Source organism: Pseudomonas sp. HN2-3 (genome assembly GCF_020691745.1).
Classification (GTDB): Bacteria; Pseudomonadota; Gammaproteobacteria; order Pseudomonadales; family Pseudomonadaceae; genus Aquipseudomonas; species Aquipseudomonas capeferrum.
In genome coordinates, this window is record NZ_CP085704.1 from 2,726,992 (window position 1) to 2,751,706 (window position 24,715).

At 60.5% G+C, this 24,715-nt stretch carries 21 protein-coding genes; 17 read left to right on the forward strand and 4 right to left on the reverse strand.

Features of this window, described 5'->3' with window-relative positions; translation table 11 throughout:
• Window positions 1-11 precede the first annotated feature (11 nt).
• The 6 genes from LJX93_RS12440 (at window position 12) to LJX93_RS12465 (ending at window position 6,155) form a co-directional block, all read left to right on the forward strand.
• Entirely contained in the window at window positions 12-1,130 is a 1,119-nt protein-coding gene (locus LJX93_RS12440) for a glycosyltransferase 61 family protein (RefSeq protein ID WP_033697636.1), read from the forward strand.
• Window positions 1,131-1,530: 400 nt separating this feature from the next.
• Window positions 1,531-1,707 carry an EPS-associated small membrane protein EppA gene (gene eppA, locus LJX93_RS12445; RefSeq protein ID WP_077068395.1) on the forward strand — a complete coding sequence of 59 codons (177 nt, stop codon included), beginning with the start codon at window positions 1,531-1,533 and terminating at the stop codon, window positions 1,705-1,707.
• A 347-nt stretch (window positions 1,708-2,054) separates the two neighbouring features.
• Window positions 2,055-2,612 carry a polysaccharide biosynthesis/export family protein gene (locus LJX93_RS12450; protein ID WP_033697637.1) on the forward strand — a complete coding sequence of 186 codons (558 nt, stop codon included), beginning with the start codon at window positions 2,055-2,057 and terminating at the stop codon, window positions 2,610-2,612.
• A 23-nt stretch (window positions 2,613-2,635) separates the two neighbouring features.
• Window positions 2,636-3,751, forward strand: a complete 1,116-nt coding sequence (locus LJX93_RS12455; RefSeq protein ID WP_033697639.1) for a surface lipoprotein assembly modifier — start codon at window positions 2,636-2,638, stop codon at window positions 3,749-3,751.
• Between the two features lie 20 nt (window positions 3,752-3,771).
• Window positions 3,772-5,337, forward strand: coding sequence for a GumC family protein (locus LJX93_RS12460; RefSeq protein ID WP_033697640.1), 1,566 nt, complete (start codon window positions 3,772-3,774; stop codon window positions 5,335-5,337).
• Window positions 5,338-5,348: 11 nt separating this feature from the next.
• The gene (locus LJX93_RS12465; RefSeq protein WP_227697242.1) at window positions 5,349-6,155 is read left to right on the forward strand and encodes a CpsD/CapB family tyrosine-protein kinase; all 807 of its coding nucleotides are present in this window, start codon (window positions 5,349-5,351) and stop codon (window positions 6,153-6,155) included.
• Window positions 6,156-6,232: 77 nt separating this feature from the next.
• Here the strand turns inward: LJX93_RS12465 and galE are convergent, their stop codons facing one another.
• The 3 genes from galE to LJX93_RS12480 all read right to left on the reverse strand — a co-directional run bounded on the left by galE (window position 6,233) and on the right by LJX93_RS12480 (window position 11,436).
• Window positions 6,233-7,195 (reverse strand): UDP-glucose 4-epimerase GalE, encoded by a 963-nt coding sequence (gene galE, locus LJX93_RS12470; protein WP_227697243.1) that lies wholly within the window; start codon window positions 7,193-7,195, stop codon window positions 6,233-6,235.
• A gap of 108 nt (window positions 7,196-7,303) precedes the next feature.
• Complete coding sequence (locus LJX93_RS12475; protein ID WP_227697244.1) at window positions 7,304-9,904, reverse strand: cellulase family glycosylhydrolase; 2,601 nt, start codon at window positions 9,902-9,904, stop codon at window positions 7,304-7,306.
• Between the two features lie 5 nt (window positions 9,905-9,909).
• Window positions 9,910-11,436: an O-antigen ligase family protein gene (locus LJX93_RS12480; protein WP_033697648.1), complete on the reverse strand. Its 1,527-nt coding sequence runs from the start codon at window positions 11,434-11,436 to the stop codon at window positions 9,910-9,912.
• Between the two features lie 94 nt (window positions 11,437-11,530).
• Between LJX93_RS12480 and LJX93_RS12485 the strand changes: the two genes are divergently transcribed.
• The 11 genes from LJX93_RS12485 (at window position 11,531) to LJX93_RS12535 (ending at window position 23,681) form a co-directional block, all read left to right on the forward strand.
• Window positions 11,531-12,907: an oligosaccharide flippase family protein gene (locus tag LJX93_RS12485; RefSeq protein WP_227697245.1), complete on the forward strand. Its 1,377-nt coding sequence runs from the start codon at window positions 11,531-11,533 to the stop codon at window positions 12,905-12,907.
• A gap of 275 nt (window positions 12,908-13,182) precedes the next feature.
• Window positions 13,183-14,649, forward strand: a complete 1,467-nt coding sequence (locus LJX93_RS12490) for an FAD-dependent oxidoreductase (RefSeq protein ID WP_033697655.1) — start codon at window positions 13,183-13,185, stop codon at window positions 14,647-14,649.
• Between the two features lie 106 nt (window positions 14,650-14,755).
• Window positions 14,756-15,373 carry an acyltransferase gene (locus LJX93_RS12495; protein ID WP_033697657.1) on the forward strand — a complete coding sequence of 206 codons (618 nt, stop codon included), beginning with the start codon at window positions 14,756-14,758 and terminating at the stop codon, window positions 15,371-15,373.
• Window positions 15,366-16,322: a glycosyltransferase family 2 protein gene (locus tag LJX93_RS12500; RefSeq protein ID WP_033697658.1), complete on the forward strand. Its 957-nt coding sequence runs from the start codon at window positions 15,366-15,368 to the stop codon at window positions 16,320-16,322. The genes LJX93_RS12495 and LJX93_RS12500 overlap by 8 nt, the downstream gene beginning before the upstream one ends.
• An 8-nt stretch (window positions 16,323-16,330) precedes the next feature.
• Window positions 16,331-16,861 (forward strand): serine O-acetyltransferase, encoded by a 531-nt coding sequence (locus tag LJX93_RS12505; RefSeq protein ID WP_033697659.1) that lies wholly within the window; start codon window positions 16,331-16,333, stop codon window positions 16,859-16,861.
• 5 nt (window positions 16,862-16,866) lie between these two features.
• A complete protein-coding gene (locus LJX93_RS12510) occupies window positions 16,867-17,844 on the forward strand; it encodes a glycosyltransferase family 2 protein (RefSeq protein ID WP_033697660.1) in 978 nt (325 codons plus the stop codon).
• A gap of 7 nt (window positions 17,845-17,851) precedes the next feature.
• Window positions 17,852-18,853 (forward strand): DUF535 family protein, encoded by a 1,002-nt coding sequence (locus LJX93_RS12515; protein WP_227697246.1) that lies wholly within the window; start codon window positions 17,852-17,854, stop codon window positions 18,851-18,853.
• 49 nt (window positions 18,854-18,902) lie between these two features.
• Window positions 18,903-20,105 carry a glycosyltransferase family 4 protein gene (locus LJX93_RS12520; RefSeq protein WP_095065069.1) on the forward strand — a complete coding sequence of 401 codons (1,203 nt, stop codon included), beginning with the start codon at window positions 18,903-18,905 and terminating at the stop codon, window positions 20,103-20,105.
• Window positions 20,102-21,289 (forward strand): glycosyltransferase family 2 protein, encoded by a 1,188-nt coding sequence (locus tag LJX93_RS12525; protein WP_033697663.1) that lies wholly within the window; start codon window positions 20,102-20,104, stop codon window positions 21,287-21,289. The genes LJX93_RS12520 and LJX93_RS12525 overlap by 4 nt, the downstream gene beginning before the upstream one ends.
• Window positions 21,289-22,053 (forward strand): WecB/TagA/CpsF family glycosyltransferase, encoded by a 765-nt coding sequence (locus tag LJX93_RS12530; protein WP_227697247.1) that lies wholly within the window; start codon window positions 21,289-21,291, stop codon window positions 22,051-22,053. Before LJX93_RS12525 ends, LJX93_RS12530 begins: the two co-directional genes overlap by 1 nt.
• 212 nt (window positions 22,054-22,265) lie before the next feature.
• Window positions 22,266-23,681 carry an undecaprenyl-phosphate glucose phosphotransferase gene (locus LJX93_RS12535; RefSeq protein WP_033697665.1) on the forward strand — a complete coding sequence of 472 codons (1,416 nt, stop codon included), beginning with the start codon at window positions 22,266-22,268 and terminating at the stop codon, window positions 23,679-23,681.
• Between the two features lie 17 nt (window positions 23,682-23,698).
• On the opposite strand, the gene LJX93_RS12540 is transcribed toward LJX93_RS12535, so the two are convergent.
• A complete protein-coding gene (locus tag LJX93_RS12540; RefSeq protein ID WP_033697667.1) occupies window positions 23,699-24,634 on the reverse strand; it encodes a LysR substrate-binding domain-containing protein in 936 nt (311 codons plus the stop codon).
• Between the last annotated feature and the right edge of the window lie 81 nt (window positions 24,635-24,715).

A 24,715-nucleotide genomic window follows, 5' to 3' on the forward strand; every position in this document is an offset into this window, starting at 1 on the left:
GGAGCAGCTTCATGGGAAGCGATATGTCGAAATTCAGCGCACCGTCCGCCGGCAAACGGCATAAGTGGACCCTCGCTGCCTACAAGTACATGGCACGTAAGCGACTCGCCCGCAATTCGGCGGTCGACCTGAAAAGCATCGCGTCAAAAAGCTGGGAGATTGCGCCGGGTGAAACAACGCTCTCCCCGCCAGCATTCTTTTTGCCCAATCAGCTCGAGCGGGTGACGGGGTGGGAGGCCAAGCGGTTTTACCCCTATGTGCATCCTGCGCGCACCATGGAAGGCGGCCTCAGCGTTGTGCAGGGGCCTACACGCGGCTACTTGATCAAGGACGTCTGGCTCATAGACGGGGCTCTCTACAAGGGCAAGGCCAGCCATTGGTTATCGTTGAAACCCAGTACCTTTCCGCGGGTTGTCGTCGAGAACGAAATCGAACGAGCGGCCATCTATTGCACGCAAAATGGCAATTCGTGGTTTGGCACCTGGTTGATGGAAGACTGTGTCACTTACGCACTGGCCCGTAACGAGGGCGTACCGGTGACCACGGCGCCATCAGCCCGCTACCCGTTGTTTTCCCAGGCGCCTGCCTATGAAGATTGGTTAGACATGAAGCCCCTACGTCTGCGCAGTGCGTTTTTCCGTGAACTGGTGCTGTTTGACGATCAGAGCAATAACCGCAGCCGGCATTTACGCTACCGGGCCATGGGTGAAAAACTGCTTTCGCACGTCAACCATGAGCCGCACCCCGGCGTGTTCATTTTGCGTGGGGGCGACGGCGACTTGCGTTTCCTGCGTAATGAAAAGGCGATTGCAGAGCACCTGCGCCAGACCCGGGGCTTTCGCGTTGTCGATCCACTGAAGACCGACGTGCCGAGCATTATTGCAGCCTGTGCCGGCGCCAGAGTGGTGGTCGGGGTTGAAGGCAGCCAGTTGGTTCACGGCGTCAACGTGCTGCAAACCGGCGGCAGCGTGTTGACGTTGCAGCCTCCGAACCGTTTTGTCAGCTATTACAAGTACCTGACGGATCGCGACCAGCAGCACTTCGGCTTTGTGGTGGGCATGCCGGAGGGCGATGGCTTCAGGATCGACATCGAGGAAGTGGAACGCACCCTCGATCTGATGCCCTTATAGTCCGTGTCAGTGCCTGGTTGAAAAGCGCCAGATTTCGGTTCGCAAGCTCAACGATTGGCATTTGCCTTCTCACCGATGAAACGCACTCGGTTCCACGCTTAACGCCTTCCCTTGCCGATATCGCACACCGCTGGGGTCTTCCGGGCGGCCGAGGTTTTAGAAAATTTAGGCATTTCAGTCTCTTACAGCGAAGTGGAAAGTGTCAGGCAACTGCCTTGGGCGCTTGCATTTTTTGTGTGACGGCATTTTGACGAAGTCACCCCTCGTTCATTGAGATTTATTATGGTGTCGGATCATTGACGTAGTGTCATTGTGCCCATAAGCTCAAATCAACAGCGAGGAAGTCTCCCGCTAAACCCAAATATAAATACTTTTATTATCCTCTATATAGGAGGGGGTTATGCGCTCGACACTGTTCATAAAATCAATATTCTTGTTGGTGCTTTTAAGTGGCGCAGCACGCGCTGCTGATTCTTATGTCAATCAAAACAGTGTCATTCCTGTCGCAACGGCAGGTTGGTTCTTCGCCTTCGCGGTGATTGGTTTTGTGGCGGTTGCCAATAGAAGAAAGATTTAAACACGCAACGCGTCGGCAGGGTAAAGTACGTCTTTAACGGTTGTTCAATAGCACACGCATTCAGTGCCGTCGGTAATTTGACGACTGTGCTTTGATGCACGACTTTTCGCTGCCGCGGGCGGCTTGTCAATTTTCCAACTGTTGCTATATTCCAGTAGCTAGTAATTGCCAATAGCCGTAGGGTAGCGCAGCGTGCTGGTGGGTCAGGGCTTCGCAGCGTCAGTTACAGGGCCTCCAGGATGGTTGAGGCCGTCGCAGCAGGTGGTACGGTTGCGAAGTGGAGCGAGAGTTTGTGTGCCGTTCTCATTCAGTGCTCTTTGTCGGGCCAATAGGCCGGAGGGACCCTCATGGTACGTTCATTGTGTTCCGCTTTTTGCGTGCTGATGCTGTGGTCCGGTACCGGCAACGCCCTCGAAAATAACGCAAGTTACCTGCTCAGCCCTGGCGACGTGGTCATGGTGTCTGTCTGGCAAGAGGAGAGCCTGCGTCAGGAGGCCACCGTACTTCCCGATGGCAGTATCACCTTCCCCTTGGCCGGGCGAATCGATGTCGCCGGCCTCGATGTCACGGCAGTCGAAAAACAGGTCGCTGCCAAACTCGAAAAATTCCTCCCCGACCCGAACGTCAGCGTTGTCGTCAAGAGCATCGCCGGCAACCTGGTCTATGTGCAGGGCAAGGTGATCAAGCCCGGGCCCGTGCAGATGGCGGGCCCCACGGCCGTATTGCAGGCCTTGAGCATGTCGGGTGGTTTGGACAAATTCGCTGACGAAAGCGCCATCAAGGTGGTCCGTGTCGACAAGGGCAGACAACAGATTCTGCCCGTGCGATATAAGGACCTGGTTTCCGGGCGTGACATGTCCACCAACATCCAACTTCAGGCTGGCGATACGCTGGTCGTTCCTTGATCTTGCCTTAATAAGAACACTTAATGCCTCTTCTAAGAACAACTAGCATTGCAACGGCAATCTTGGTCTTGCCGTTTACGGACGCGGTCCAGGCAGCAAATTGGCAGTCCTCGGTGGTGGTGCCGTCCTCGGTCGAATACGACAGCAACCCCTTGTTGCTGTCGTCTGAAGAAAAGGGTGTGACGCGCACGATCATCGCGCCCGACTACACCCTGGTCGGTACCTTCGACCGCGACGAGTTGCGCTTGGGTCTTGGCATGCAGGTGTTGCGCTCGTCCGACACCGACATCGTCGACGACCGCGAAGACCCGAACGTGAGCCTTGGCTGGCAGCGAGACACCGAGAAAGGGCGTTTTGGCCTGGTAGCCCTCTACAACGAAAGCTCCACGTTATCCGGCACCGTCCAGGACACCGGTGTGGTGACGACCGATGGCACGCAAAAGCTGTATTCGCTGGCAGGCAACTGGAGCAGCGCCATCACCGAGCGCAGCACGTTGTCCAACGAAACCAAGTACACCCGTGCCCGTTATGACATCGACACCCTGACCGGCTACAACGAACTGGGCAACGTATTCACTTGGACCTACGCCTGGAGTGAGCGGGCCGACCTCTATACGCGCTTTGGCGCAAGGCGTTATGAGCCCGAGGAAGACCTTACTGCCACGGCCTCCAACAGTTACACGCCTGCGGTCGGGGTCAAGTATCAGTTTTCCGAACGCCTGAGTGCGGATGCGCACCTGGGTGTCAACAAGGTGTCCGGGTCCGAGGGCGGCCGGCGCGGTGAGGGCGGTGCTTCGCTGCTGTATACCGGGGTGCGCTCCGATGCCAGTTTCAGCGCCGAACGCAGCACGGTCGCCAGTGCCGAGGGTGGTTTTGCCCAGCTCGACATGGTGCGCGGTATCTACAGTTATGCGGTCAACGAACTGACCCGTGTCGGGGCCGATGCGTCATGGCAAGACAGCAAGGGGCAAACGCCCAATACCCTGCAAACCTACAGCATTTGGGCCAGCCGGGAATTTTCGCCTTTTTGGGATCTGCGCCTATCGTTGATGTACAAGGAACGGCGCCAGGATGATGCACCCGATGCGACCGCTACGATTGTTGGTTTGACGTTGACGTATAGGTACCCCGACCTCTGAACTTCAGCCTGGTGGCCTTTATGAAGTCTGACTACGAGCTCTCCCTCAAAGATTACATCGCCATAATCAAGGATCGGGCCCTGTTATTGGGGATCAGTATCGTAGTCATTCTTGCCGCCACCGTGGTGGTGGCGCTGAGTGTGCCGCCTATCTATCAGTCCACCGGTACCATTCTGGTGGAGTCGCAGCAGATTTCGCCGGAGCTGGTCTCGGCGAATAACAACAGCTTTGCCGATGAGCGCATCGAGGTCATCCGCCAGCGGGTCATGACCCGCGAGAACCTGCTGCGGATCATCGACAAGTACAACCTGTTCGCCGACAAGGGCAAGCAGCTCAGCGAGAGCGACAAGATCGAGCAGATGCGCAATGCCATCGTGGTCGCCTCGCTCAGTACCTTCGTCAGAGGGCGCGGTGAGGCCACGGTCGCCTTCACCGTGTCGTTCGAACACAAGAAGCCGGAAGTCGCCAAGGAAGTGGCCAGCGAACTGGTCACGCTGTTTCTCAATGAAAACCTGAAGCAGCGCACCGAGCGGGCGAACGAGACCACTGAGTTCCTGACCCAGGAAGCGAACAAACTGGGTGCCGAACTCGCCAGCCTGGAGAACCAGTTGGCAGACTTCAAGCAAGCCCATGCCAATGCCTTGCCCGAGCACCAATCGCTGCGCATGAGCATGTTGTCGCGCTCGGAGCTTGAGTTCAGGGAGGTCGACCGCGACTACAAGACGGCGCAGGAAGAGCTGCGTTACCTCGAGCTTGAGTTGTCCGCAGCCAATGCCGGGCTGACCACCAAGGCCGACGGTACGCGGCCGGCCAGTGCAGACCTGCCGCAGGACCTGCCCAGCCTCAAGGCCGAGTACACCCGGCTGCTGAGCCGGTATAAAGAAGCGCACCCGGATGTGGTGGCGGTAAAACGCAAGATCCAGGCGCTCGAAGCCAGTGGCGGCAACAGCAAGGCTGCGTCTTCGGTGAGCCTTGACGTGGCCCGCGTTCGTGCAAGGATCGGCGCCGCCCAGGAGCGCATCGCTTCGTTGGCCGAGCAAAAGCGAGAGCTGGTGAAGAAGATGGAAGGCTACGAGGCAGAGATTCTCGAAGCCCCGCAAGTCGAGCGTGGCCTGGTCACCTTGATGCGTGACCACGACAACGCCCGCAAGAAGTACGAGGAAATCCGCGCCAAGGAGATGGGCGCGAAAATTACCGAAAGCTTGGAGCAGGAAAACAAGGCAGAGCGCTTCGTGCTGCTCGAACCACCACTGCTGCCCGAGAAGCCAATCAAGCCCAACCGCAAGAAAATCGCTGCCTTGGGCCTGGTGTTGGCACCGGCAGGTGGCGGTGCGCTGGTGATGCTGCTGGAAATCCTCAATCAACGGGTGCGTGGCGTCGGTGCGCTGGAAAGCGTGCTGGGCAAGCGCGTGCTGGTCACGGTGCCGTTCATCACCACCCAGGCGGAACTGGCCAAGCGCCGGCGCTGGCGCAACCTGCTGATCATCGCGGGGCTTGTGCTGATTGCTATGCTGGTAGTGCTGGTGCACGTGTTCTACATGCCGTTGGATGTGTTGCTGTTCAAGGCTATGGCGCGGTTTGAATAGGGAAAGCAGTGATGGACAGGATCAAGCCGGTAGTTGGCAATAATATTCATCAAGTTTCTCCAGGTGCCACCCAGGCACCGCAAACCGCCCACGGGGCGGAGCAACCCGAGGTGCCTGGGCAGTTCGATTATGTGCAGACCAAGGTGGTGCCGTTGCATGCGGAGCACCTTGAGCGTCATCGCATCGTCGCTTACAACAAGAACTCGAACATGAGTGGGCCCATTGACCTGTTGCGCACGCAGGTGTTGAAGGCCATGGAGGAAAACGGCTGGCGTACCTTGGCCATCACCTCGCCAACGCCTGAAGCAGGCAAGACAGTCCTGGCCATCAACCTGGCCATGAGCATTGCCCACCACACGACCAAGACGGCGCTGCTGGTGGACTTCGATTTGCGTCGGCCCAAGGTCGGCAGCAGCCTGGGCTTGCCGATGGACAAGGCGCTCAACGAATTGTTGGCTGACGAAGCCGGGCTGGAAGAAGTGTTGGTCAACCCGACGTTGCCCCGCTTTGTGGTACTGCCGACACGGGTGCCTATTCCGCTGTCTACCGAAGTGCTGTCCTCACCCCGGGTGAGCAACCTGATCGGTGATTTGCGCAACCGCTATGAGTCGCGGATCTGCATCTTCGACCTGCCGCCGCTGTTGAGCTCTGACGATGCGATCACGGTGATGCCCAAGTTCGACTGCGTGCTGCTGGTGGTGGCCAACGGCATGAACAGCAAGCAGGAGATCGAGGAATGTCTGCACCATCTGGCGGGGGTCAATCTGATTGGCACCGTGTTGAACAAGGCGGATGAAAAACCCCGCACGTACTACTGAGACCCTGCGGTCTGTAGGAGCGGCCTTGTGTCGCGAACGGGCCGCGAAGCAGCCCCAGGGAATTGAGCAGGCAGCTCTCAATGCCAGGGGTACTGCAACTCCCACTGCCAGGCATGCGCCACAATCCGTTCAAGCGACGCATACGCAGGCTGCCATCCCAGCACCTGCATTGCCTTGCTGGCATCCGCCACCAACCTGGGCGGGTCGCCGGCGCGGCGTGGCGCATCGAGCGTAGGGATCTGCCGGCCTGTGACTGCACGGGCGGTATCGATCACCTGTTGCACTGAAAAGCCCAACCCATTACCTAGGTTGAATGCCGTGCTGGCGCCGCCTGCCATCAGGTAGTCCACCGCCAGCGCGTGCGCCGATGCCAGGTCGGCGACATGGACATAGTCACGGATGCAGGTGCCATCTGCAGTGTCGTAGTCACGACCAAACACCGTCACCGCATCACGTCGGCCGGAGGCTGCCTGGAGAATCAGCGGTATCAGGTGGGTTTCCGGGTCATGGCGTTCGCCCAACTGGCCGTCAGGGTCAGCCCCCGCAGCGTTGAAGTAACGCAGGCAAACCGACTTCAGCCCGTAGGCGCGGTCGAAATCCTCAAGGATCTGCTCGACCATCCATTTGCTGAGGCCGTAAGGGTTGATCGGTGCCTTGCCATGCGCTTCGTCGATGGGCACGTAGTGGGGGTTGCCGTACACGGCAGCGCTGGAGGAAAACACCAAGCGCTTGATACCCGCATTCACCATGGCCTGCAGCAATGTCAGGGTAGCCGCTACGTTGTTCTGATAGTACTTGCCAGGGGCGCTGACAGACTCACCCACCTGAATGAACGAAGCGAAGTGGAACACCGCATCGAACGGGCACTCGGCGAACAGGGCATCCAGCGCGGGCTCATTGGCAATGTCCAGTTCGGCCCATTGCACCCCAGGGCCAGGCGACACCAGGTCCGCCACCACCACTTCGTGGCCTGCGGCCAGCAAGTGCTTGACCATGTGCGAGCCGATATACCCCGCGCCACCGACAACCAGTAACTTCATCCGTGCCTCCTGGACGCTGCTGTTGTACCGACGCAGTGAGTCGTCCCTGAATCGAACCGGCGGGAGTATCAGCTACAGGTCTTCAGAGACTGTAGATGGCCAAATGCCCTATTTCAAGAACAGCCAGTTGGACATGTACTGGCCATCGAAGGTGATGCTGTATCGCCCGTCCTGGTAGGCCGCTGGCAGTTCCTTCAGCTGTGCCTGGGCGTCGCGCGCGAAGAGTTTCAAGCCAGCTGCAGCCTTGATCGACAACGTGCCTTCGAAGGGCTCGACATTGAACGGCGTCTTGTCATCGGCCTTGGGCACGGCCCGGGTGCCCAGAGAGATCAGCAGGCTGCGCGATTGACCGAGCGGTTTCGCATCAAGGCTTTGCACGACGACGCTGGCATACGGTGTTTTTGCCTGTACCGCGATTTGCCCCAGGTTGACCGTTCGCCCGCCAAGCCAGCCCGTCGCGGCCTGGGTGAGGGGCGTGTCGATGGTGTAGAGGCCTTGTTGCCAGTTGCGTTTGAGCTCCCCGGTATCAGTCACCGACTCGCTGGCATCGGCGTCCAGCAGCGACTGCCCAGGGTCGTGTAGCACCTGTGCGTTGGCAGGGATGGCGCTGGGTTTCAGCCACGGCAACTCCGGCGTCTGAGGCATGGCAATCTGCAGCCTGCCTTTTTCCATGGCGGTACGCAGGGCCAGCGCGTTGCGCGGGGTGATGTCCTGGTCGAACAAGGTGGCCGGTGTTGGCGCGAAAACGTAGCGGGTGGTGGCTTGGCGTACATCGGCGCGGCGATAGAGCAGGGCGGCGGCGGGCAGGGTGGCCAGCATCGCTGGGTCGTTGTAGGCGTGCCAATTGTCTGCCGTGCGCCAGCCGCTGTTGAAGGCCTGTTGGCTGTAGGCGTATTGCATCATGGCGTCCCAGCCCTGGTGGCTGGCGGTGCCTGCCACATACAGGGGCAGTGAATGGCGGTCGGGCAGCGGGAAGGGTTCGGCGTTCCACTCGGTGACCGTCAGGGGCAAACCGACCACCTGGGCTGCGGCTATCCAGTTGATCATCCCGTCGCTGGTCAGCGGGTTCTTTTCGAGCTGGCCGATGGCGCCGTAGCTGTGTGCGTCGATCACATCGCCAGCGGTAAGCGCCGGCAGCGCGCTCAGGCCGTTGCCACCCCAGGTGCTGGTGGTGGCAATGGGTACCTTGACCCCCAGGCTGTGCAGGTGCGCGATCATGTCGACATCGAAGCGCCGTTCCAGGTCGTTCAGGAACAGTTTCGACGGGCCATGCTCCCAGGCACGCCAGGTGCGGTCTGCCGACAGGTCATGGCGCTTGGCGAAGGCTTTGGCTTCCTCCATGTAGAGCTGGCTGTGCTTGGGCACGCGCTTGTCCGGCATCAGGGCGTTGCCGTAGTGCTGGGTGATGTCGTTCTCGTTGGTGATCAATACCGCGGCAATTGCCGGGTCGTCCTTGTAGGCAAGCCCGGTGTAAGGGTTCACATGGGTCATGTACTGCTCGGCAAAGCGCTTCATCGCCTGTTGAATGCTCAGGTTCACATAGGCATAGCCCTTGAGGTCGACCCGGCTCTCGCCCTTGGCCAGTTCGTCGAAGGCATAGATATTGTCATTGGCAGTGAGGGCGCGCTGTACGTGCATGTCGAGCCATACGTAGATGCCTTCGTCCTTGAGGCTTTTGACCCACAGGTCAATCTTGCGCAGTGATTCGGCATTGAGTTGCTGGGTATCGCGAATCAGGGTGCCGTCGCCAAACACGTTCGGGCTGACCCACGGCGAGTCATGGTGGTGCAGCCGCACGAGGTTGAAGCCCAGTGCCGACAGGCGCTTGGCCTGTTTGGTGATTTCCTCGTCCGGCGTCTTGAACAGCGAGTATGCGGACAGGTTGGTGCCCCAGAAGCGTACGGGCGTGTTGTCCTCGAACACCAGTTGCTCGCCAGAGGCTTTGACAAAACCGCGCTTGCCTGCCGGTTTCTCTGGCGCATTGAGAAAGGACAGGTCGACCGGCGAGGTTTGCCAGTCGAGCTGGTCGTCGGGCCATTGTGTGGGGTCGGCCAGGCCAAAGCGTTCGGTTGGGGTGGGACCAAGCTCGATATCGCCGGTCACGTTCAACGTGGCCTTGATCTGCTGCTGGCCAGCGCTGATGGGGGCTTTGTAGAAAAACGCGCGAATTTCGGAGGTGTTGCCCTGTTCGAAGTACACCTTCGCCAGCGCAGGCTCGAAGCGCATCTCGATGCGCCTGCCTTGCGCATCCTTGCCCCAGGACCAGCCGCGGTTGCCGGGTAGCAGCACCGGCTCGCCCATTTCCCCGGCGACCACGGCAGGGTCGAACTGGAACACGATGCCGCCGCCCATCACGTCGCTCTGCCTGCTGTGTGCGGTCAGGTCGAACGCCCAGGTCAGGGTTTGCGCCTGCTCCTTGCGGATATCCGCTGCCAGGTCGAAGTCCAGCTCCTTATTCTTGCCTTGCAGGGTGTAGCGGTAGGGCGCATTGACCTTGAAGGCGGTATAAAAGCCGGTCCAACTCCAGTCAGCCGCCCAGAAGTCGAACTTTGCTTTCATCACGGGGCCGCCACCGCGGGTCACGGTGGGCAGGCCGTTCTGTTCTTCGACGCTGACGAGCCAGCCTGATGCCCAGCCAGCCTGCGACACCACGGCCAGGCCAGCGAGCAGCGAAGCCCGCACGAAGCGGTGCATGGAAAAAGCGGTCATTGGCATCACCTGGGTTGAAGTCGTGCATCGGCAAGGGCGCTGGCCTGGCTGGCACGGAGCCTGCGCACCCTTTGTATGTAGGCCACCCCAAGCCCGGCGATCGACCAGTACACCGTGGGGATGATGGTGATGCTGCTGACGGTGAAAATGATCACCAGAATGCCCACCAGGGTCGCCAGCAAGGCCCGGCCCAGTTGCCGTTGCTCGTCATCCTTGTCGGGGAATGCGCGCATGGCCTTGCGGATGCCCAGCAGCACGGTGACGAAGAACGCCACGAACAGCGCGAGCCCGACCAGCCCGACCCGCAGCGCCAGGCTGACGTAGGTGTTGACGATGTCGATGATGCCTTCACCCTGAATCATCGATTGCATTTCCGGGGTGTTACGGAAGTCGAACGAGCCGAACAGCGGGTTGCGCTGGATGACGATCCAGGCGTTGTCGATCAACCGTTCCCGGTAGGTAATGTTCTCTTTCTCGATATTGCCGATGAAGGGCAACAGGTCCAGCACCTTGTCGCCCCCGGGCAGCACCGTCAGCAGCGGCAGCGCCAGCACGCCGGCGAGGGCGAGCACGGTCAGGCGCTTGACCGCGCCTTTGCCCAGGGCAATGAACACCACCACGATGACCACGGCGCCGATCCAGGGGCCGCGGGACAAGGGTGCGAAAAGCCCGGCGGCCAGCAGCAGCGCGCCGAGTACCCGCTGCAGCTGGCTGCGGACGTAACCCTGGACGAACAGGTACAGGCCGATGGCCACGCTCATTACGTAACCCAGCGCAATCGCCTGGCCGGTGGTGGCGCTGGCGCGCAGCGAGCCACCGCGGCTCAGGTAGCCGGACATGCTCCACTGCACGCCCATGGCATCGATCAGGGCGTTGTACAGCAGCCAGTGGCGGACGAACTCGGCGACGCCGATCAATGCCAGGACGAAGGAGGCCAGTACGAACGCCAGCATGGCATCCTTGAAGTCACTGATTTCCTTGAGCCCACGGCTGGCGACGTAGTACGGCAGGAACACATCGATGTACAGGTACAGTGCCTGGCGCAAGGTGTCGGTGAGGGTGGTTTCACGCAGGTACAGCACACTCATCAACACCAGGCTTGCCGCCAGCAGCTTGTCCGGCCAGGTGCGGCCGAAGCGCAGGGTGTCGCTTTGCCTGCTCAAGGCCAGCGCCGCAGGGAGCAACACGCACAGCGTCAGCAGGCGAACATGGTTGAGGTCGACCAGGTAGTTGACCACGCCGAACCCGGGTATCTGCACCGACGCAGGTGGAATCAGGAACAGCAACATGAAAAACAGCGCCATGGCATTGCGTTCGCGCCGCCCTGCGATATACATGATGATCGCGGCCGCAGCCACGTACACCCAGAAACTATGGGAGGCAAAGGCCACCAGCGTCAGGACGAACCATAGGTTGCGTCGGCGCTTGAAGTCGCTGTAGGGGATGAGATCTGTCGCCGGGCGGCGCGCCATGACGAAAACGACGCCTGCCAGAAACAGAATGACGACAAGTGCACGAAAATGTTCAGGCATTGGCTAAGGCACCTATCCCTCGGTAAGCAACGGCTAGCATCATGGCTAATTGAAACTATAGTGACTTTTAGCGAATCAGTCAGAGATTGAAGTCATGCCGTCGATTGATGTGTCAGCCTCAGCGAGCCTGCGCAACCGCGCACTGAAGGCCGGGTCATGGAACCTGGTATCGCTGGTGGCGTCACAGGTCATGCGCCTGGGCGGCAACCTGATCATGGCCCGTTTGCTATTGCCGGAAATGTTCGGTGTGATGGTCATTGCCACCACGGTTTCGGTGCTTTTGCACTTGCTCTCCGATGTCGGCTTGCGCCAGAACATCATCCAGAGCCACCGGGGTGACGACCCAGAATTTCTCAATACCGCCTGGACCGTACAGATCATCCGCGGTTTCGTGCTGTTTGCCCTGACCTTGCTGCTGGCGGCCGCGTCCTGGTTCGCGCAGCTTGCCAACCTGTGGCCGGCGGACTCCACCTATGCGGCGCCGGAGCTGCCGATGGTATTGGCGGTGACTGGCCTTTCGGCAATCATCTGGGGCTTCCAATCCACCAAGATAGATGTCGCTGTACGAACTTTCCAACAAAAGCGCGTGGTGCTGGTAGACCTTGCCTCGCAAGTGGTCGGTTTGATCGCCATGCTGGTGATCGGCTACTTCACGCGGTCGATCTGGTCACTGGTGGTCGCGGGCCTGGTCAGTGCCCTGGCGGGTACTGTACTGGGCCACACGGCCCTGCAAGGGCCGAACAACCACTTGCGCTGGGACCGTAGTGCACTGACCGAGCTGATCGTGTTTGGCCGCTGGATCCTGCTGTCGTCGATGGTGGGGGTGTTGGCCATGTACGGCGACCGCATCTGGTTTGGCGCCAGCATGACGGCGGGGCATCTGGGTGTGTATTCCATTGCCGTGCTGATCCTCGGGTCTGTGCAGACCGGGTTGCTGAAACTGGTGGGTTCGGTGGCGCTGCCGGCCTTCAGCGAAGCCGCCCGGGAAGGTGACAAAGAGCGCCTGAAGGCCCTGTACTACCGTTTCAGGTTGCTGGTCGACCTGGCCATGCTGTTTGCCTGCGGGGTGTTCCTGACCGCCAGCCCGTTGCTGATCGGCTGGATGTATGACGCGCGTTACACCGAGGCAGGTACGATCCTTGCCATTCTGTCGCTGTCCTTCTTCACATTGCGCTATACCTTGGCACACCAGATATGGATTGCCCTGGGCCTGACCAAGTACCAGGCCATGGACAACATCATCCGGCTAGTCTCGTTATGGGCGTTGTTGCCACTGCTGCTGGCCATTGGTGGGGTGAACTATGCAATCTGGGGGGTTGCCCTGCATACCTTCCCGACGCTGCTGCTGATTGTCTACGTCAACTGCAAGCTTGATATCTTCAGCATCAAGCGCGAGCTGGTGGTCTTGCCGATGCTGGCGGTGGGCGCGCTCTGCGGCCTGCTGGCGACCCGTTTGTTCAACTGGCTGTAACGCCGCCGTCTGGCGAGCGATGTTTCAACGTCGGGGCGGTTGAGTGACTGACTTTTGAACACTTCATCGAGATAGGTCGGGATCATGGGGAAGCTTACGTTGTGTACTGCGCTTTTGGGTCGTAGGGGCTTTCTTCAGAGCTGTGTCTTGCTGGGCGTTGGCGGCGCCGTGTTTGGCGGGGGCGCAGACGTTGCACGCAAACCCGTCGAAAAAACCGGCTACGTGGTAATCAATGGCTGGGTGTTGCCCTCGCAGTACTTCCGGAACGAGCAAGCATGATCAAGGACTATCAGCAGCAGAAAACGCTGCGTGACGGCTACGATTTTTGCATCATCGGGGCTGGCCCCGCAGGCATTACCCTGGCGCTGCGGTTGGCGGCTGCCGGGTGGAACGTGATGCTGGCCGAAGGGGGCGGGCACGAGTATTCGCCGCATTCGCAAGGGCTGTACCAGTGCACGTCGACTGGCCTTGAGTTGTACGCCGAGGAAACACGCCTGCGTTATCTGGGCGGCACGTCCAATCACTGGGCGGGGCGCTGCCGGCCTTTTACCCCTTCGGATTTCGCCATTGCACCGCCCGGTGACTTGCCCGGCTGGCCCATCCCGTATTCGGAAATCGAGGGTTATCTGGCGGCGGCCATGGAGATCGTCGACCTGCCGTCAGGCGCGGCATTTCATGCGATGAACACCGGCCTTAGTGGCGGCGAGTTCGAGCCTGACCGCTTCCTGCTCAGCCCGCCGACGCGCTTTGCACAGAAGTACGCAACAGCGCTGAATGAGACTGCGGGGCTGGATGTGTTCATCAATTGCAACTGCGTCGATCTTGAGTTCGACAAAGCCTCAGGCCAGGTGATGGCCGCCGTGGTGTCTGACTACGACCGCCATCGGCAGCGCGTGCAGGCCAGGCACTTCATCCTGGCGACCGGCGCCATCGAAAATGCCCGGCAATTGCTCAACAGTGAAACCCTGCTGGCCGCCGGTATCGTCGACAAGCAAGGGCTGACCGGGTGTTGCTTCATGGAACACCTGAATATCGACATGGGGACCTTCATCCTGAAGTCGGACCAGGACAAGGAGATGCGCCAGTACTACACCACCGATGCCTTTGTCGCGGAGTACCAGGCAGGTAAAGGCAATGTGACTGCCGCATTGCTCTCGGATGTACAGACCTATGGCCGCACGGCCGAGGTCAAACACTTTCTGGAGAACCTCGCCTGTGACATGGGCGTTGCCAGCAAAATCGAATTTTTCGCCAAGTTCAGCTGCCCCGGCGACGGCGTGATCGGCACGATGATCGAGCAGTTCCCCAACCGGCAAAGCCGCATATCGCTGCTGGATGAAAAGGATGAACTGGGGGTGGCCAAGGTCAACGTCAATTGGGCGTTGAGCGACACCGACCGGCACACCATTAAGTGCATTGGTACTGAACTGGCCAAGCAGTTCGCCGACATGGACCTTGGCTACGTCAAGCTCAATGACTTCGTGTATGACACGTCGGTGCCGCTGAAGATGGCGCCGCATGCCCACCATATGGGCACCACGCGCATGGCCGCGTCCCCCGAGTTCGGTGTGGTCGATGCCGACTGCAAAGTCTTCGGCACCCAGAACCTCTACATTGCGGGAAGCAGTATCTTCGCCAAGGGCGGCGCTTCCAACCCGACCATGCCGTTGTTGCAATTTGCCGTGCGGCTGGCGGACCACCTCAATGAAAAATTGAAATCGGCTACGGGTGCCACGGTGTAACGCACGTTGTAAACGGGTTGAGTGCGATGCGGTCAGCACCAAGAAGAACGAGACCGAATTCGCCTCAGGGACAGTCCAGATTCGCTTTGATTGCGAGGCTTGCAGAATGAATGGATGGCTACGGAGTGCACTGACGTATTATGTCAATTCCACAGGGCGTGGAGGCTCGACATACAAAAAGTTCTGTAACCCTACAGGGCGGGAGTGGGGCAACTACCTGGCCCGTTGGGGCAAGTTTCATTCGGTAGGCAACAACTTCCACATCAACCCTGGGTGCAACGTCACTGACCCTGCGCTGGTGCGCATTGGCAATAACGTCGGGCTCTCGGATTGCACCCTGATCGGGCACGATGGCGTGGTCGCGCTGATCGAACTCTGCTACGGCAAACACCTCGATTCCGTCGGCTACATCGACATCAAGGACAATTGCTTCATCGGCCATGGCGCAATCGTCATGCCCCGCGTGACCATCGGGCCCGACTCGATCGTGGCTGCCGGTGCGGTGGTCACCAAGGACGTGCTGCCCGGCACCGTGGTCGGCGGCAACCCGGCCAAGTTCATCTGCACCACCGAGGCCCTGATCAAAAGGGTCGAGGATCGCTGCGAAAGCTACCCCTGGATCGAAATGGTCAAACAGCGCAAAGGTGCATTCGACCCGGCGGTCGAGCCAGCCCTTGCTGCGCAACGGCGGCAGTACTTCTTCGGGGACGGTAGCAATGGATAGAAAACCCGTCGATGTCATGGTGGTCAACTTCAATACCGCGTCCTTGCTACAGCCCATGTTCGATGCGCTGCGCCAGGCCGATAGCGAAAAACTCGCCAGTTACCTGGTTGTCGACAATGCCTCGGTCGATGACTCTGTAGAGCGCATGGCCAAGGTGTGCCCCGAGGCGCTGTTGCTGAGCAACAAGAAGAACGTCGGTTTTGGCCGTGCCAACAACCAGTTGCTTGCGCACCTGCAGGGCAAGTACGCGCTGCTGCTCAACACCGATGCCTTCGTGGCGGCCGACTCCCTGGCCAAAACCATCGAGTACATGGACAACCACCCTGAGTGCGGTGTGCTAGGCGTGCGCCTGGAAGGTCGCGAGGGTGACCTGCAACCCAGTTGCCGCTACTTCCCAACCCCCCTGAACGTGTTTGTCGGCCGCACCGGGCTGGGGCGCTTTTTCCCCGGCTTGAAAATGGTCGACGAGATGAGCTGGGACCATGGCTCGGTACGGGAGTGCGACTGGCTGCCCGGTTGCTTCTACCTGGTCCGTCGAGAAGTGCTGGACCAGGTCGGCCTGTTCGACCCGCGCTACTTTCTGTACTACGAGGAAGTTGACCACTGCAAGCGGGTCAAGGAGGCGGGCTGGAAGGTGGTGTTCTATCCCCATACCACGGTGGTGCACATCGGCGGCGAAAGCTCCAAGTCAGTCAGCGAACTGGAGGCGGCCAGCCGGCAGATCTCCAGTTACCAGATCGAGAGCGAGCTGCTGTACTTTCGCAAACACCACGGTGTTGCCGGGCTGGCACTGCACATGCTGCTGGTGTGCATAGGGGACCTGGTGCTGGCGCTCAAGGCGCTGTTGAAGGGAAGGGGCCGCGCTGCGATACGGGCCTGCTGGCGGCATTGCCAGACCACCTGGTCGCTGTTGTTCAAGACCCGGTTCGCAACCCAACCCACACGGTAGGTGAAGCCATGTTCGAGAATATCCGCGCGGACTTGCGTGCACACGGTGGTGATTGGGGCGCCCAGGGGTTCTGGGTGCTGCTGGTGTATCGCTTTGGGCGCTGGCGCTATGGTGTGCGCCCGGCCCTGCTGCGCAAACTGTTCTCCATCCTCTACAAGATCTTGTTCAAGTTCGTGCAGATCATCACCGGGGTGGAATTGCCCTGCGAGGTGGTGATCGGCCGCAACTTCGTCATCGACCATTTTGGCGGCATCGTCATCAGTGGCTACGCCCGGTTCGGCGATGACTGCCGTATTCGCAACGGTGTGGTGGTGGGCCTGAAGAATGTCAACGAGCCGATTGCGCCGGTGTTTGGCAACAACGTCGATATCGGCGCAGGGGCCAAGGTGCTGGGCAATATCCGCATCGGCAACAACGTGACCATTGGCTCCAATGCCGTGGTGCTGATCGATGTGCCCGACGACTCACTGGCGGTCGGTGTACCCGCGACCGTCAAGCGTCGAAAACCAACTGAAGCTGTGGCGTGCCCGGTCGAGTGAGGCCCATGGAGACAGGTATCGGCGTGGTGGTGATCGGCCGCAATGAGGGGCTGCGCCTGGAGCGCTGCCTGCGCTCGTTGGCGCACGGTGCGGACCAGGTGGTGTACGTCGACTCAGGTTCTAGCGACGGCTCCGTGGCCATGGCGCAGGCTTTGGGCGTGCACGTGCTGGCGCTCGACATGGCCCGCCCGTTCACCGCAGCCCGGGCGCGTAACGAGGGCTTCGCTTGCCTGCAACGGCTGTTGCCATCGATGCGCTACGTGCAGTTTGTCGACGGTGATTGCGAGGTGGATCCAGGCTGGTTGGCCAGCGCCCAGGCATTTCTGCAGGCGCACCCTGAGGTGGCGGTGGTGTGCGGGCGTCGGCGCGAACGGTTCCCCCAGCGCTCGATTTACAACTGGCTGTGCGACCTGGAATGGGACACGCCCATCGGTGAAGCCAAGGCCTGTGGTGGCGATGCATTGATGCGTGTCGACGCGTTCACCCAAGTGGGCGGGTTCCGCCCGGACCTGATTGCCGGCGAAGAGCCAGAGTTGTGCGTGCGCTTGCGCGCCAAGGGTTGGAAGATCTGGCGGCTGGCCGCTGAAATGACCTTGCACGATGCGGCCATGACCCATTTCAGACAGTGGTGGCGACGCAGTTTGCGGGCCGGCCATGCCTATGCCGAAGGTGCTTTCTTGCATGGGGGCGCGCCAGAGCATCATTGGTTGCGCGAGTCTCGCCGCGCCTGGCTGTGGGGCTTGGGTATCCCGCTGGCGACAGTGCTTGCCAGTGGCCTGCTGGGTGGCTGGGCGCTGCTGCTGTTGCTGATCTACCCGCTGCAGGCCGCGCGCCTGGCGCGTCGCGGTGGCAAGTCGAGGCGCGAGAACTGGTTGCAGGCGGTGTTCCTGGTGCTTGGCAAATTCCCTGAAATGCTTGGGCAGGTAAAGTTCCTGTTGAACCGGTTCGCTGCCGGCAAGGCCGCGTTGATCGAGTACAAATGAGAGCCCTATGATTGCCAGATCGATAGTGAAAAGTGTGCTCACCCTGCAACCCGGCTACTCGCTGCGGGCCTTGAACAACAAAGCCAAGCTGACGGTAGAGATCGCCAGGCAGTGGCCCGCACTGAAGGCGTTCATGCAGCGCATGTCGGCTGCGCTGGGTGATGACCGCTTCGCAAGGCTTGGGGTGGATTGCATCGGCGTCGTGCAGTGGCCCTACATCAGCAAGAATTGGCAGGCGCAGGAGCGCCTGGGGGTGGTGGCGTCGCACTTCGAAGAGGTGGCCAGGCAGTTTCCGAAATTGTTGCTGCTGGGCCGGGACGACCGCCTGACCTTGTGTGACCTGTCAGCCTATTCGAAGGGGTGCGCGCTGCTGCTGGACCGGCCCATCTGGTTCAAGCGTGAAGGTGAACTGGTGCTCAACCTGTTCCAGGGCGATCTGCGCGTGGCGTCACTGGCGTTCACCCTGTGCCGTCAGCACGGTGCGTTGTGCCTGTTCATTGGCGCCGTCCAGGGCATTCACAAAGGCATCGACAGCGAAACGTCGTTGAACATCTACAGGGACCTGACCAAGGACTTCGAAGGCCTGCGCCCCAGAAGTTTTCTGCTGGAAGCCTTCAAGTGCATGGCCAGGGCGCTGGGGGTAGTGCGCATCTACGCCGTCGGCGATGCGTACCGCCACCATCGTCATCCCTATTTTGGCGCCGACAAGACGCAAGACCTGGCCGCCCATTACGACGTCATCTGGCAGGAAAACGGCGCCACAGCGTCGGAGCGCGAGGACTTTTTCAGTCTGCCTTTGGCCGCGGCCAAGCGGGCTGCAGACGACATCGCGCCCAAGAAGCGGGCGATGTACCGCCGGCGTCATGCCTTGCTGGATGACGTTTTCGCCCGCGTTGAAGCTGCATTGTCAGGCAGCGAGCGCAACCATGGGCTACAAGGGATGAAGGGGGATGTGCTTGAACGTGCATCGGCAGGGGGGCCGCCGCCGGCGATCGACAGCCTGAAGTAACGGGTTGCCGTTGGCAGGGTTCATTACGCAGGCATTGAATTGGATTCCTATGCGCATTGCTTACTTCATCAACCAGTACCCGAAGGTCAGCCATAGCTTCATTCGACGCGAAATGCTGGCGCTGGAGCGCCAGGGCATGGAGATCCAGCGCATTGCCCTGCGGGGCTGGGACGCCGAACTGCAGGACGCCGAGGACATTGCCGAGCGGGACAAGACCCGCTACGTGCTGCAGGACGGCGTCAAGGGGTTGTTGGCACCGACGCTGCAGGTACTGCGCGCCGAGCCCCGGCGCTTCTTCGCCACCCTGTGGCTGGCCTTGCGCATGGGCCAGCGCGCAGACCGGGCCTGGCCTTATCACCTGGTGTACCTGGCAGAGGCGTGCAAGGTCTTGCTCTGGTTGCAGGCCTTTGGCGCCAAGCACGTGCACGCGCACTTTGGCACCAACTCCACCGAGGTGGTGATGCTGGCCCATGCACTCGGCGGGCCTGGCTACAGCTTTACCGTGCACGGCCCGGAAGAATTCGATAAACCGCAATTTCTGCACGTGGGCGAAAAGGTGCGCCGCGCAGCGTTTGTCGCGGCGGTCAGTTCTTACGGGCGCAGCCAGTTGTTCCGCTGGGTGGCCCATGAGCACTGGGGGAAAGTGAAGGTGGTGCATTGTGGCCTGGAGCGCGAGTTTCATGCCGTCGCCGCTGTTGCAGCACCTTCGGCGCCACGCCTGGTGTGCGTGGGGCGCCTGTGCGAACAGAAGGGCCAGCTGTTGCTGATCGAGGCGGCCCGCCTGTTGGCCGCCCAAGGCGTTGCATTCGAGCTGGTATTGGCAGGGGATGGCGAGATGCGCGGGCAGATCGAAGCCCTGGTCGCCCGCCATGGCTTGCAGGCACAGGTGCGGATAACCGGCTGGATCAGCGGCGCCCAGGTGCGGGACGAAATTCTGGCGGCCCGTGCCTTGGTGTTGCCCAGCTTCGCCGAGGGCTTGCCGGTGGTCATCATGGAGGCCATGGCGTTGCGCCGGCCGGTGTTGACGACTTATGTGGCGGGCATCCCCGAGCTGGTTCGCCAGGGCGAGAATGGCTGGTTGTTCCCAGCGGGCACGGTGGAGGAGCTGGTTGCGGCAATGGCCGATTGCCTGGCGCAACCCGCCGATGTGTTGCAGCGCATGGGCGAGGCGGCGTATGAGCGGGTGCTGCAACGCCACGATATCGATACCGAGGCCGCCAAGTTGGCCAGCTACTTCAAGGCCTGCGCATGATCAGCCTATTGGCGTGGCTAATAGGCCTGGTGGCGGTTGCCATCCTGCTGCCATCGATGGTGTTGTTCGCGCAGGTGCTGCTGGCTTGCCTGCCTGCACGATCACCGCCCGCGGCCGGTGCCAGGCGCCCGCGCGTGGCGGTGCTGGTGCCTGCGCACAACGAGGCGTCGATCATCGCGTCGACGCTGGCAAGCGTCGGCCCGCAAATGCTGGCGCATGACCGTTTGCTGGTGGTGGCGGACAATTGCAGTGACGACACCGCGCAATTGGCGCGCAGGGCGGGCGCTGAAGTGATGGAGCGGCACAACGATCAACTGCGTGGCAAGGGCTATGCACTGGACTTCGGTGTGCGGCATCTGGCGCAGGACCCGCCAGAGGTGGTGATCATCGTCGACGCCGACTGCCAGGTGGGTGAGGGCGCCATTGACCTGCTGGCACGCCGCTGCCTTGAAGCTGCGCGGCCTGTGCAGGCGCTCTACCTGATGCATGCGCCCGCCGGCGCGGGCCTGAAAGTGCAGATTGCCGAATTTGCCTGGCGGGTGAAGAACCTGGTGCGCCCGCGAGGGTGGGCACGCCTGGGCTGGCCTTGTCAGCTGATGGGGGCGGGCATGGCATTCTCCTGGCAGGACCTGGCAGCGGTCGATTTGGCCAATGGGCACCTCGTCGAAGACTTGAAGCTGGGCCTGGATTTGTGCCGGGGCGGCAAGCCACCGCTGTTTTGCCCTCTCGCGCAGGTCACCAGCCAGTTCCCGCTCAGCCAGGAAGGCTTGAGCAGCCAGCGCACCCGCTGGGAGCATGGCCACCTGGGGGTGATCGTGGCCGAAGTGCCTAGCTTGCTGGTGGGCGCGCTCGCGCGGCGCAATTGGCCGCTGCTGGCCATGGCCCTGGACCTGATGGTCCCGCCGTTGGCGTTGCTGGTACTGGCCTTGATAGTGGTGGTAGGCGTGTGCTGGCTGGCCGCGCTGCTGTTCGGTATCACCGCACCGGCGTGGATCGCCACGGCGGCCTTGGCAATGCTGGGTGTGGCGGTGCTGCTGGCGTGGTGGCGTTTCTCTCGGGAACTGATCCCGTTTTCGGTGTTGCTTTACGCCCCTTTCTACGCCGCGAGAAAGATCCCTTTGTATCTGGGTTTCTTGATCAAACGCCAGGTTGAATGGGTGCGCTCGAAACGGGATGACAGCTGATGAGCGAATGGCAAAGCCGCTGGAAAACGATTATCGGCAAACTGCAGGTAGTCAGTGACCCTGCGCAAGCGCAACACCTGCTTGAGGCACTGTGCCGGCCCGAGGCGCCGACGGTACTGGGTTTCGTCAATGCCCATGGCATGAACCTGGTGGCGGGTAATGCGGATTACTGCAAGGCGCTGTGTTCTGCCGATGTGCTGCTGCGTGATGGGGCCGGCATGGCCATCCTGTATCGCCGCCTGGGGCTGGACCCTGGGCTGAACATGAATGGTACAGACCTCATTCCCAAGCTGATGGCGGCGTTCAAGGGGCGCCGAGTTGCGTTCTGGGGTACCCGAGAGCCGTTTCTGGGCCAAGCGGTGCAGTGCTGCGAGGCCCGCTTCGGTCTGGTGCCGGTGTCGGTCCACGATGGTTTTGCCGATGTGGCCACTTACCTTGAACTTGCCCGGGCAACGCAGCCGGAACTGATCGTGCTGGGCATGGGGATGCCCAAGCAGGAAGCGCTTGCCCAAAGGCTGGTTGCCAGTGGCGGGCCGTGCCTGATCGTCTGCGGTGGGGCGATTCTGGACTTTCTTGGCGGCAAGGTCAGCCGGGCCCCGGCCTGGCTTCGCCGGTTGGGCGGGGAGTGGATCTTCCGTTTGGTGAAGGAGCCTAAACGCCTGTTCATGCGTTACGTGGTGGGTAACCCGGCGTTCCTTATCCGAACCCTGTTCTGCACCAAGGCGAAGACGCTCGATGCCCGTAACACGCCCAGGCGTATCTGACGATTCGGCCAGGCGAGCCGTCTGAAATGGCCAAAATCCATGGCAGGGCGGATTCCGCCCGCCGGGTGGGCGAGCGACTGCTACAGTGATAACAAGCGGCCTTGGGGGGCGGCGAAGACTATTCAGAATACAGGATTCTACTTCAAAGGCTGTTATGGATTGATTGAGTAAGCTGCCAGGCACTTGCTACGCTCAAATTAATGAGGTCTGAAATGGTTCTCGAACCCAGAAGCAGTCGTTCCTTACTTCAGCGAAGAAGCAGCGTAAGTAACGCCATTCAAGCGGGTCTAGATGGAATTGCAGTAACCGGTGTTGCCTGGTACTTGATCTATGATCAATTCGGTCACATTACCTCTGACTATGTGATCATGCTGCTGTTGTTAATTGGTGCGCTGGCTGTTATTTACGACCATTATGCAATTTATCGAACCAACGTCGGCTTGTCGATCAAGGCGTTCAGGTTGTTCAAGGCGTGGTCGGCAACCTTTTGTTTTCTGGTGGTCATGGCATTTCTTACCAAACAAAGCGAGACGTACTCGCGGTTGTTGGTGGTGCAGTTGTTTGTCTTTGGTTATTTTGCCCAGCTGTTTTTACATGTGGTGGTGCGTGAATTGCAAAAACGCTTTACCGCCCACGCCCGCCTGGACAATGCGCTTATTATCGGAGCGGGTGACCTTGCCAACTTCCTGCACCAGAAGATCAGCAACAACCCCTGGTTCGGTGAGCGGGTGCTGGGTTGCGTGCTGATCAATGATTCGGCTGAGCAGGGCAGTGCCGACGCAAAGCAGCGCCTGCCGGTACTCGGGCATGTCACCGACCTTGACGAGATTGTCGCCAAGCACGCCATTCGCACGGTGTACCTGGTCACCCCGCTGGGTGGCTCCGAAGTGATTAACGATGTCTATTTGAAGTTGCTCGACAAGTGCATTGCGGTCAACTGGGTGCCGGATATCTTCTCGTTGCGCTTGATTAACCACAGTGTGCGGGAAATTGCCGGTATTCCGGTATTGACCTTGTCGGAAACACCCTTGACCGGCATGAGTTTGTTTCTGAAGAACCTCGAAGACCGGGTGCTGGCCGCATTGATTTTACTGTGTGCCTCACCGGTGCTGCTGGCGGTGGCTATCGCGATCAAGATCGACAGTCGCGGCCCGGTCTTCTTCAGGCAAGAACGGATGGGCTGGACGGGGGAATCCTTCCGCATCTGGAAGTTCCGTAGCATGCATGTTCATCAACCGGAAAATGGCGTTGTCAAACAGGCTCAGAAGAATGACCCAAGGCTCACCCGGGTGGGCGCCTTTATTCGCAAGACCAGCCTGGACGAGTTGCCGCAGTTGTTCAATGTATTGACCGGCGAAATGTCGTTGGTGGGGCCGCGCCCCCATGCACTTCAGCACGATACGCTGTATTCGCAAGACATTGTCGACTACTTTGCGCGGCACAATATCAAACCCGGCATGACCGGCCTGGCGCAGGTCAGGGGCTTCCGGGGTGAAACCAAAGACATTGAGCAGATGATCCAGCGGGTCGACTCGGACATCGAGTACATCAACAATTGGTCGTTGTGGCTCGACTTTGTCATTTTGGTCCGCACGCTCAATGCCTTTACCGGCAAGCAGGCCTACTAGCCCGACGCTGTCGACCCTCACGCCAGCGGGTGCAGTTCCCTGAACCCGCGAGCCTCTTCCACCAGCCAATCATGCACCGCGCGGGCGCCGGGCTGGGTCAGCCCGCCGGGCGGGTAATGCACCACATAGCGTTTGTGGTTGGCGATCGCTACCCCGAATGGCACGATCAGCGCCCCCCGCTCCAGTTCATCGTTGAGCAGGGTGCGCCGGGCGATTGCCACGCCAACCCCGGCAATCGCCGCCTCGATGGTCAGGTGGTTGCGGTTGAAGGTATGCCCCCGCCGTACATCGAGGCCGCCCGCGCCGATACCTTCCAGGTAGAACTCCCATTCAGCGTACTCCGAGGCCCCTCGCCAGGCGGTGATGTCATGCAGCAAGGGGTAATGCGCAAGGTCAGCCGGCCCGTGCAGCGGTGGTCGGCCACGCAGCAGCGTGGGCGAGCAGACCGGGAAGATCTGCTCGTCCAGCAGCGGCGTCGACAGCATGCCCGGGTAACTGCCATCGTTCAGGTCGATGGCCAGGTCGAAGTCCCCCGGGTGCAGTGCCTGTGCGCTGTCTTCGGCCACCAGCCGCAACTCGATGTCCGGGTAGCGCTGCTGAAAGCGCGGCAAACGCGGCGTCAGCCATTTGGCCAGAAATGACGGAATAGAACGCAGGCGCAAGGTGCCGCGGATCTCACCGGCGTCCAGGCGCAGCAGCTCGGCCTCGATGCTGCCATAGGCCTCGGCCACTGTCTGGGCCAGGCGTTGCCCTTCGGCGCTCAGCTCGACGCCGCGGGCGCGCCGCAGGAACAGGCGATAGCCCAGCCGTTCCTCCAGCTGGCGCATCTGCTGGCTGACTGCGCCCGGTGTGATGTGCAGTTCTTCGGCGCAGCGGGTAAATGACAAATGCCGGGCCGCACAGGAGAACACATACAGCCAGACGAACATCTGGCCATTGAGTTGTCGTCTCATCGTTTAGTACCACTAAAGCCTTGCTTAGGAGGTTTCGTTGGTCATCCTTGCCGCAGCAGGTCAGTATCGCTCAACTTCGCA

Bases quoted from the DNA above. Each gene is read 5' to 3' on its own strand.
- LJX93_RS12440 (WP_033697636.1), top strand. From the start codon at position 12: ATGGGAAGCGATATGTCGAAATTCAGCGCACCGTCCGCCGGCAAACGG.
- eppA (WP_077068395.1), top strand. From the start codon at position 1,531: ATGCGCTCGACACTGTTCATAAAATCAATATTCTTGTTGGTGCTTTTA.
- LJX93_RS12450 (WP_033697637.1), top strand. From the start codon at position 2,055: ATGGTACGTTCATTGTGTTCCGCTTTTTGCGTGCTGATGCTGTGGTCC.
- LJX93_RS12455 (WP_033697639.1), top strand. From the start codon at position 2,636: ATGCCTCTTCTAAGAACAACTAGCATTGCAACGGCAATCTTGGTCTTG.
- LJX93_RS12460 (WP_033697640.1), top strand. From the start codon at position 3,772: ATGAAGTCTGACTACGAGCTCTCCCTCAAAGATTACATCGCCATAATC.
- LJX93_RS12465 (WP_227697242.1), top strand. From the start codon at position 5,349: ATGGACAGGATCAAGCCGGTAGTTGGCAATAATATTCATCAAGTTTCT.
- galE (WP_227697243.1), bottom strand. From the start codon at position 7,195: ATGAAGTTACTGGTTGTCGGTGGCGCGGGGTATATCGGCTCGCACATG.
- LJX93_RS12475 (WP_227697244.1), bottom strand. From the start codon at position 9,904: ATGACCGCTTTTTCCATGCACCGCTTCGTGCGGGCTTCGCTGCTCGCT.
- LJX93_RS12480 (WP_033697648.1), bottom strand. From the start codon at position 11,436: ATGCCTGAACATTTTCGTGCACTTGTCGTCATTCTGTTTCTGGCAGGC.
- LJX93_RS12485 (WP_227697245.1), top strand. From the start codon at position 11,531: ATGCCGTCGATTGATGTGTCAGCCTCAGCGAGCCTGCGCAACCGCGCA.
- LJX93_RS12490 (WP_033697655.1), top strand. From the start codon at position 13,183: ATGATCAAGGACTATCAGCAGCAGAAAACGCTGCGTGACGGCTACGAT.
- LJX93_RS12495 (WP_033697657.1), top strand. From the start codon at position 14,756: ATGAATGGATGGCTACGGAGTGCACTGACGTATTATGTCAATTCCACA.
- LJX93_RS12500 (WP_033697658.1), top strand. From the start codon at position 15,366: ATGGATAGAAAACCCGTCGATGTCATGGTGGTCAACTTCAATACCGCG.
- LJX93_RS12505 (WP_033697659.1), top strand. From the start codon at position 16,331: ATGTTCGAGAATATCCGCGCGGACTTGCGTGCACACGGTGGTGATTGG.
- LJX93_RS12510 (WP_033697660.1), top strand. From the start codon at position 16,867: ATGGAGACAGGTATCGGCGTGGTGGTGATCGGCCGCAATGAGGGGCTG.
- LJX93_RS12515 (WP_227697246.1), top strand. From the start codon at position 17,852: ATGATTGCCAGATCGATAGTGAAAAGTGTGCTCACCCTGCAACCCGGC.
- LJX93_RS12520 (WP_095065069.1), top strand. From the start codon at position 18,903: ATGCGCATTGCTTACTTCATCAACCAGTACCCGAAGGTCAGCCATAGC.
- LJX93_RS12525 (WP_033697663.1), top strand. From the start codon at position 20,102: ATGATCAGCCTATTGGCGTGGCTAATAGGCCTGGTGGCGGTTGCCATC.
- LJX93_RS12530 (WP_227697247.1), top strand. From the start codon at position 21,289: ATGAGCGAATGGCAAAGCCGCTGGAAAACGATTATCGGCAAACTGCAG.
- LJX93_RS12535 (WP_033697665.1), top strand. From the start codon at position 22,266: ATGGTTCTCGAACCCAGAAGCAGTCGTTCCTTACTTCAGCGAAGAAGC.
- LJX93_RS12540 (WP_033697667.1), bottom strand. From the start codon at position 24,634: ATGAGACGACAACTCAATGGCCAGATGTTCGTCTGGCTGTATGTGTTC.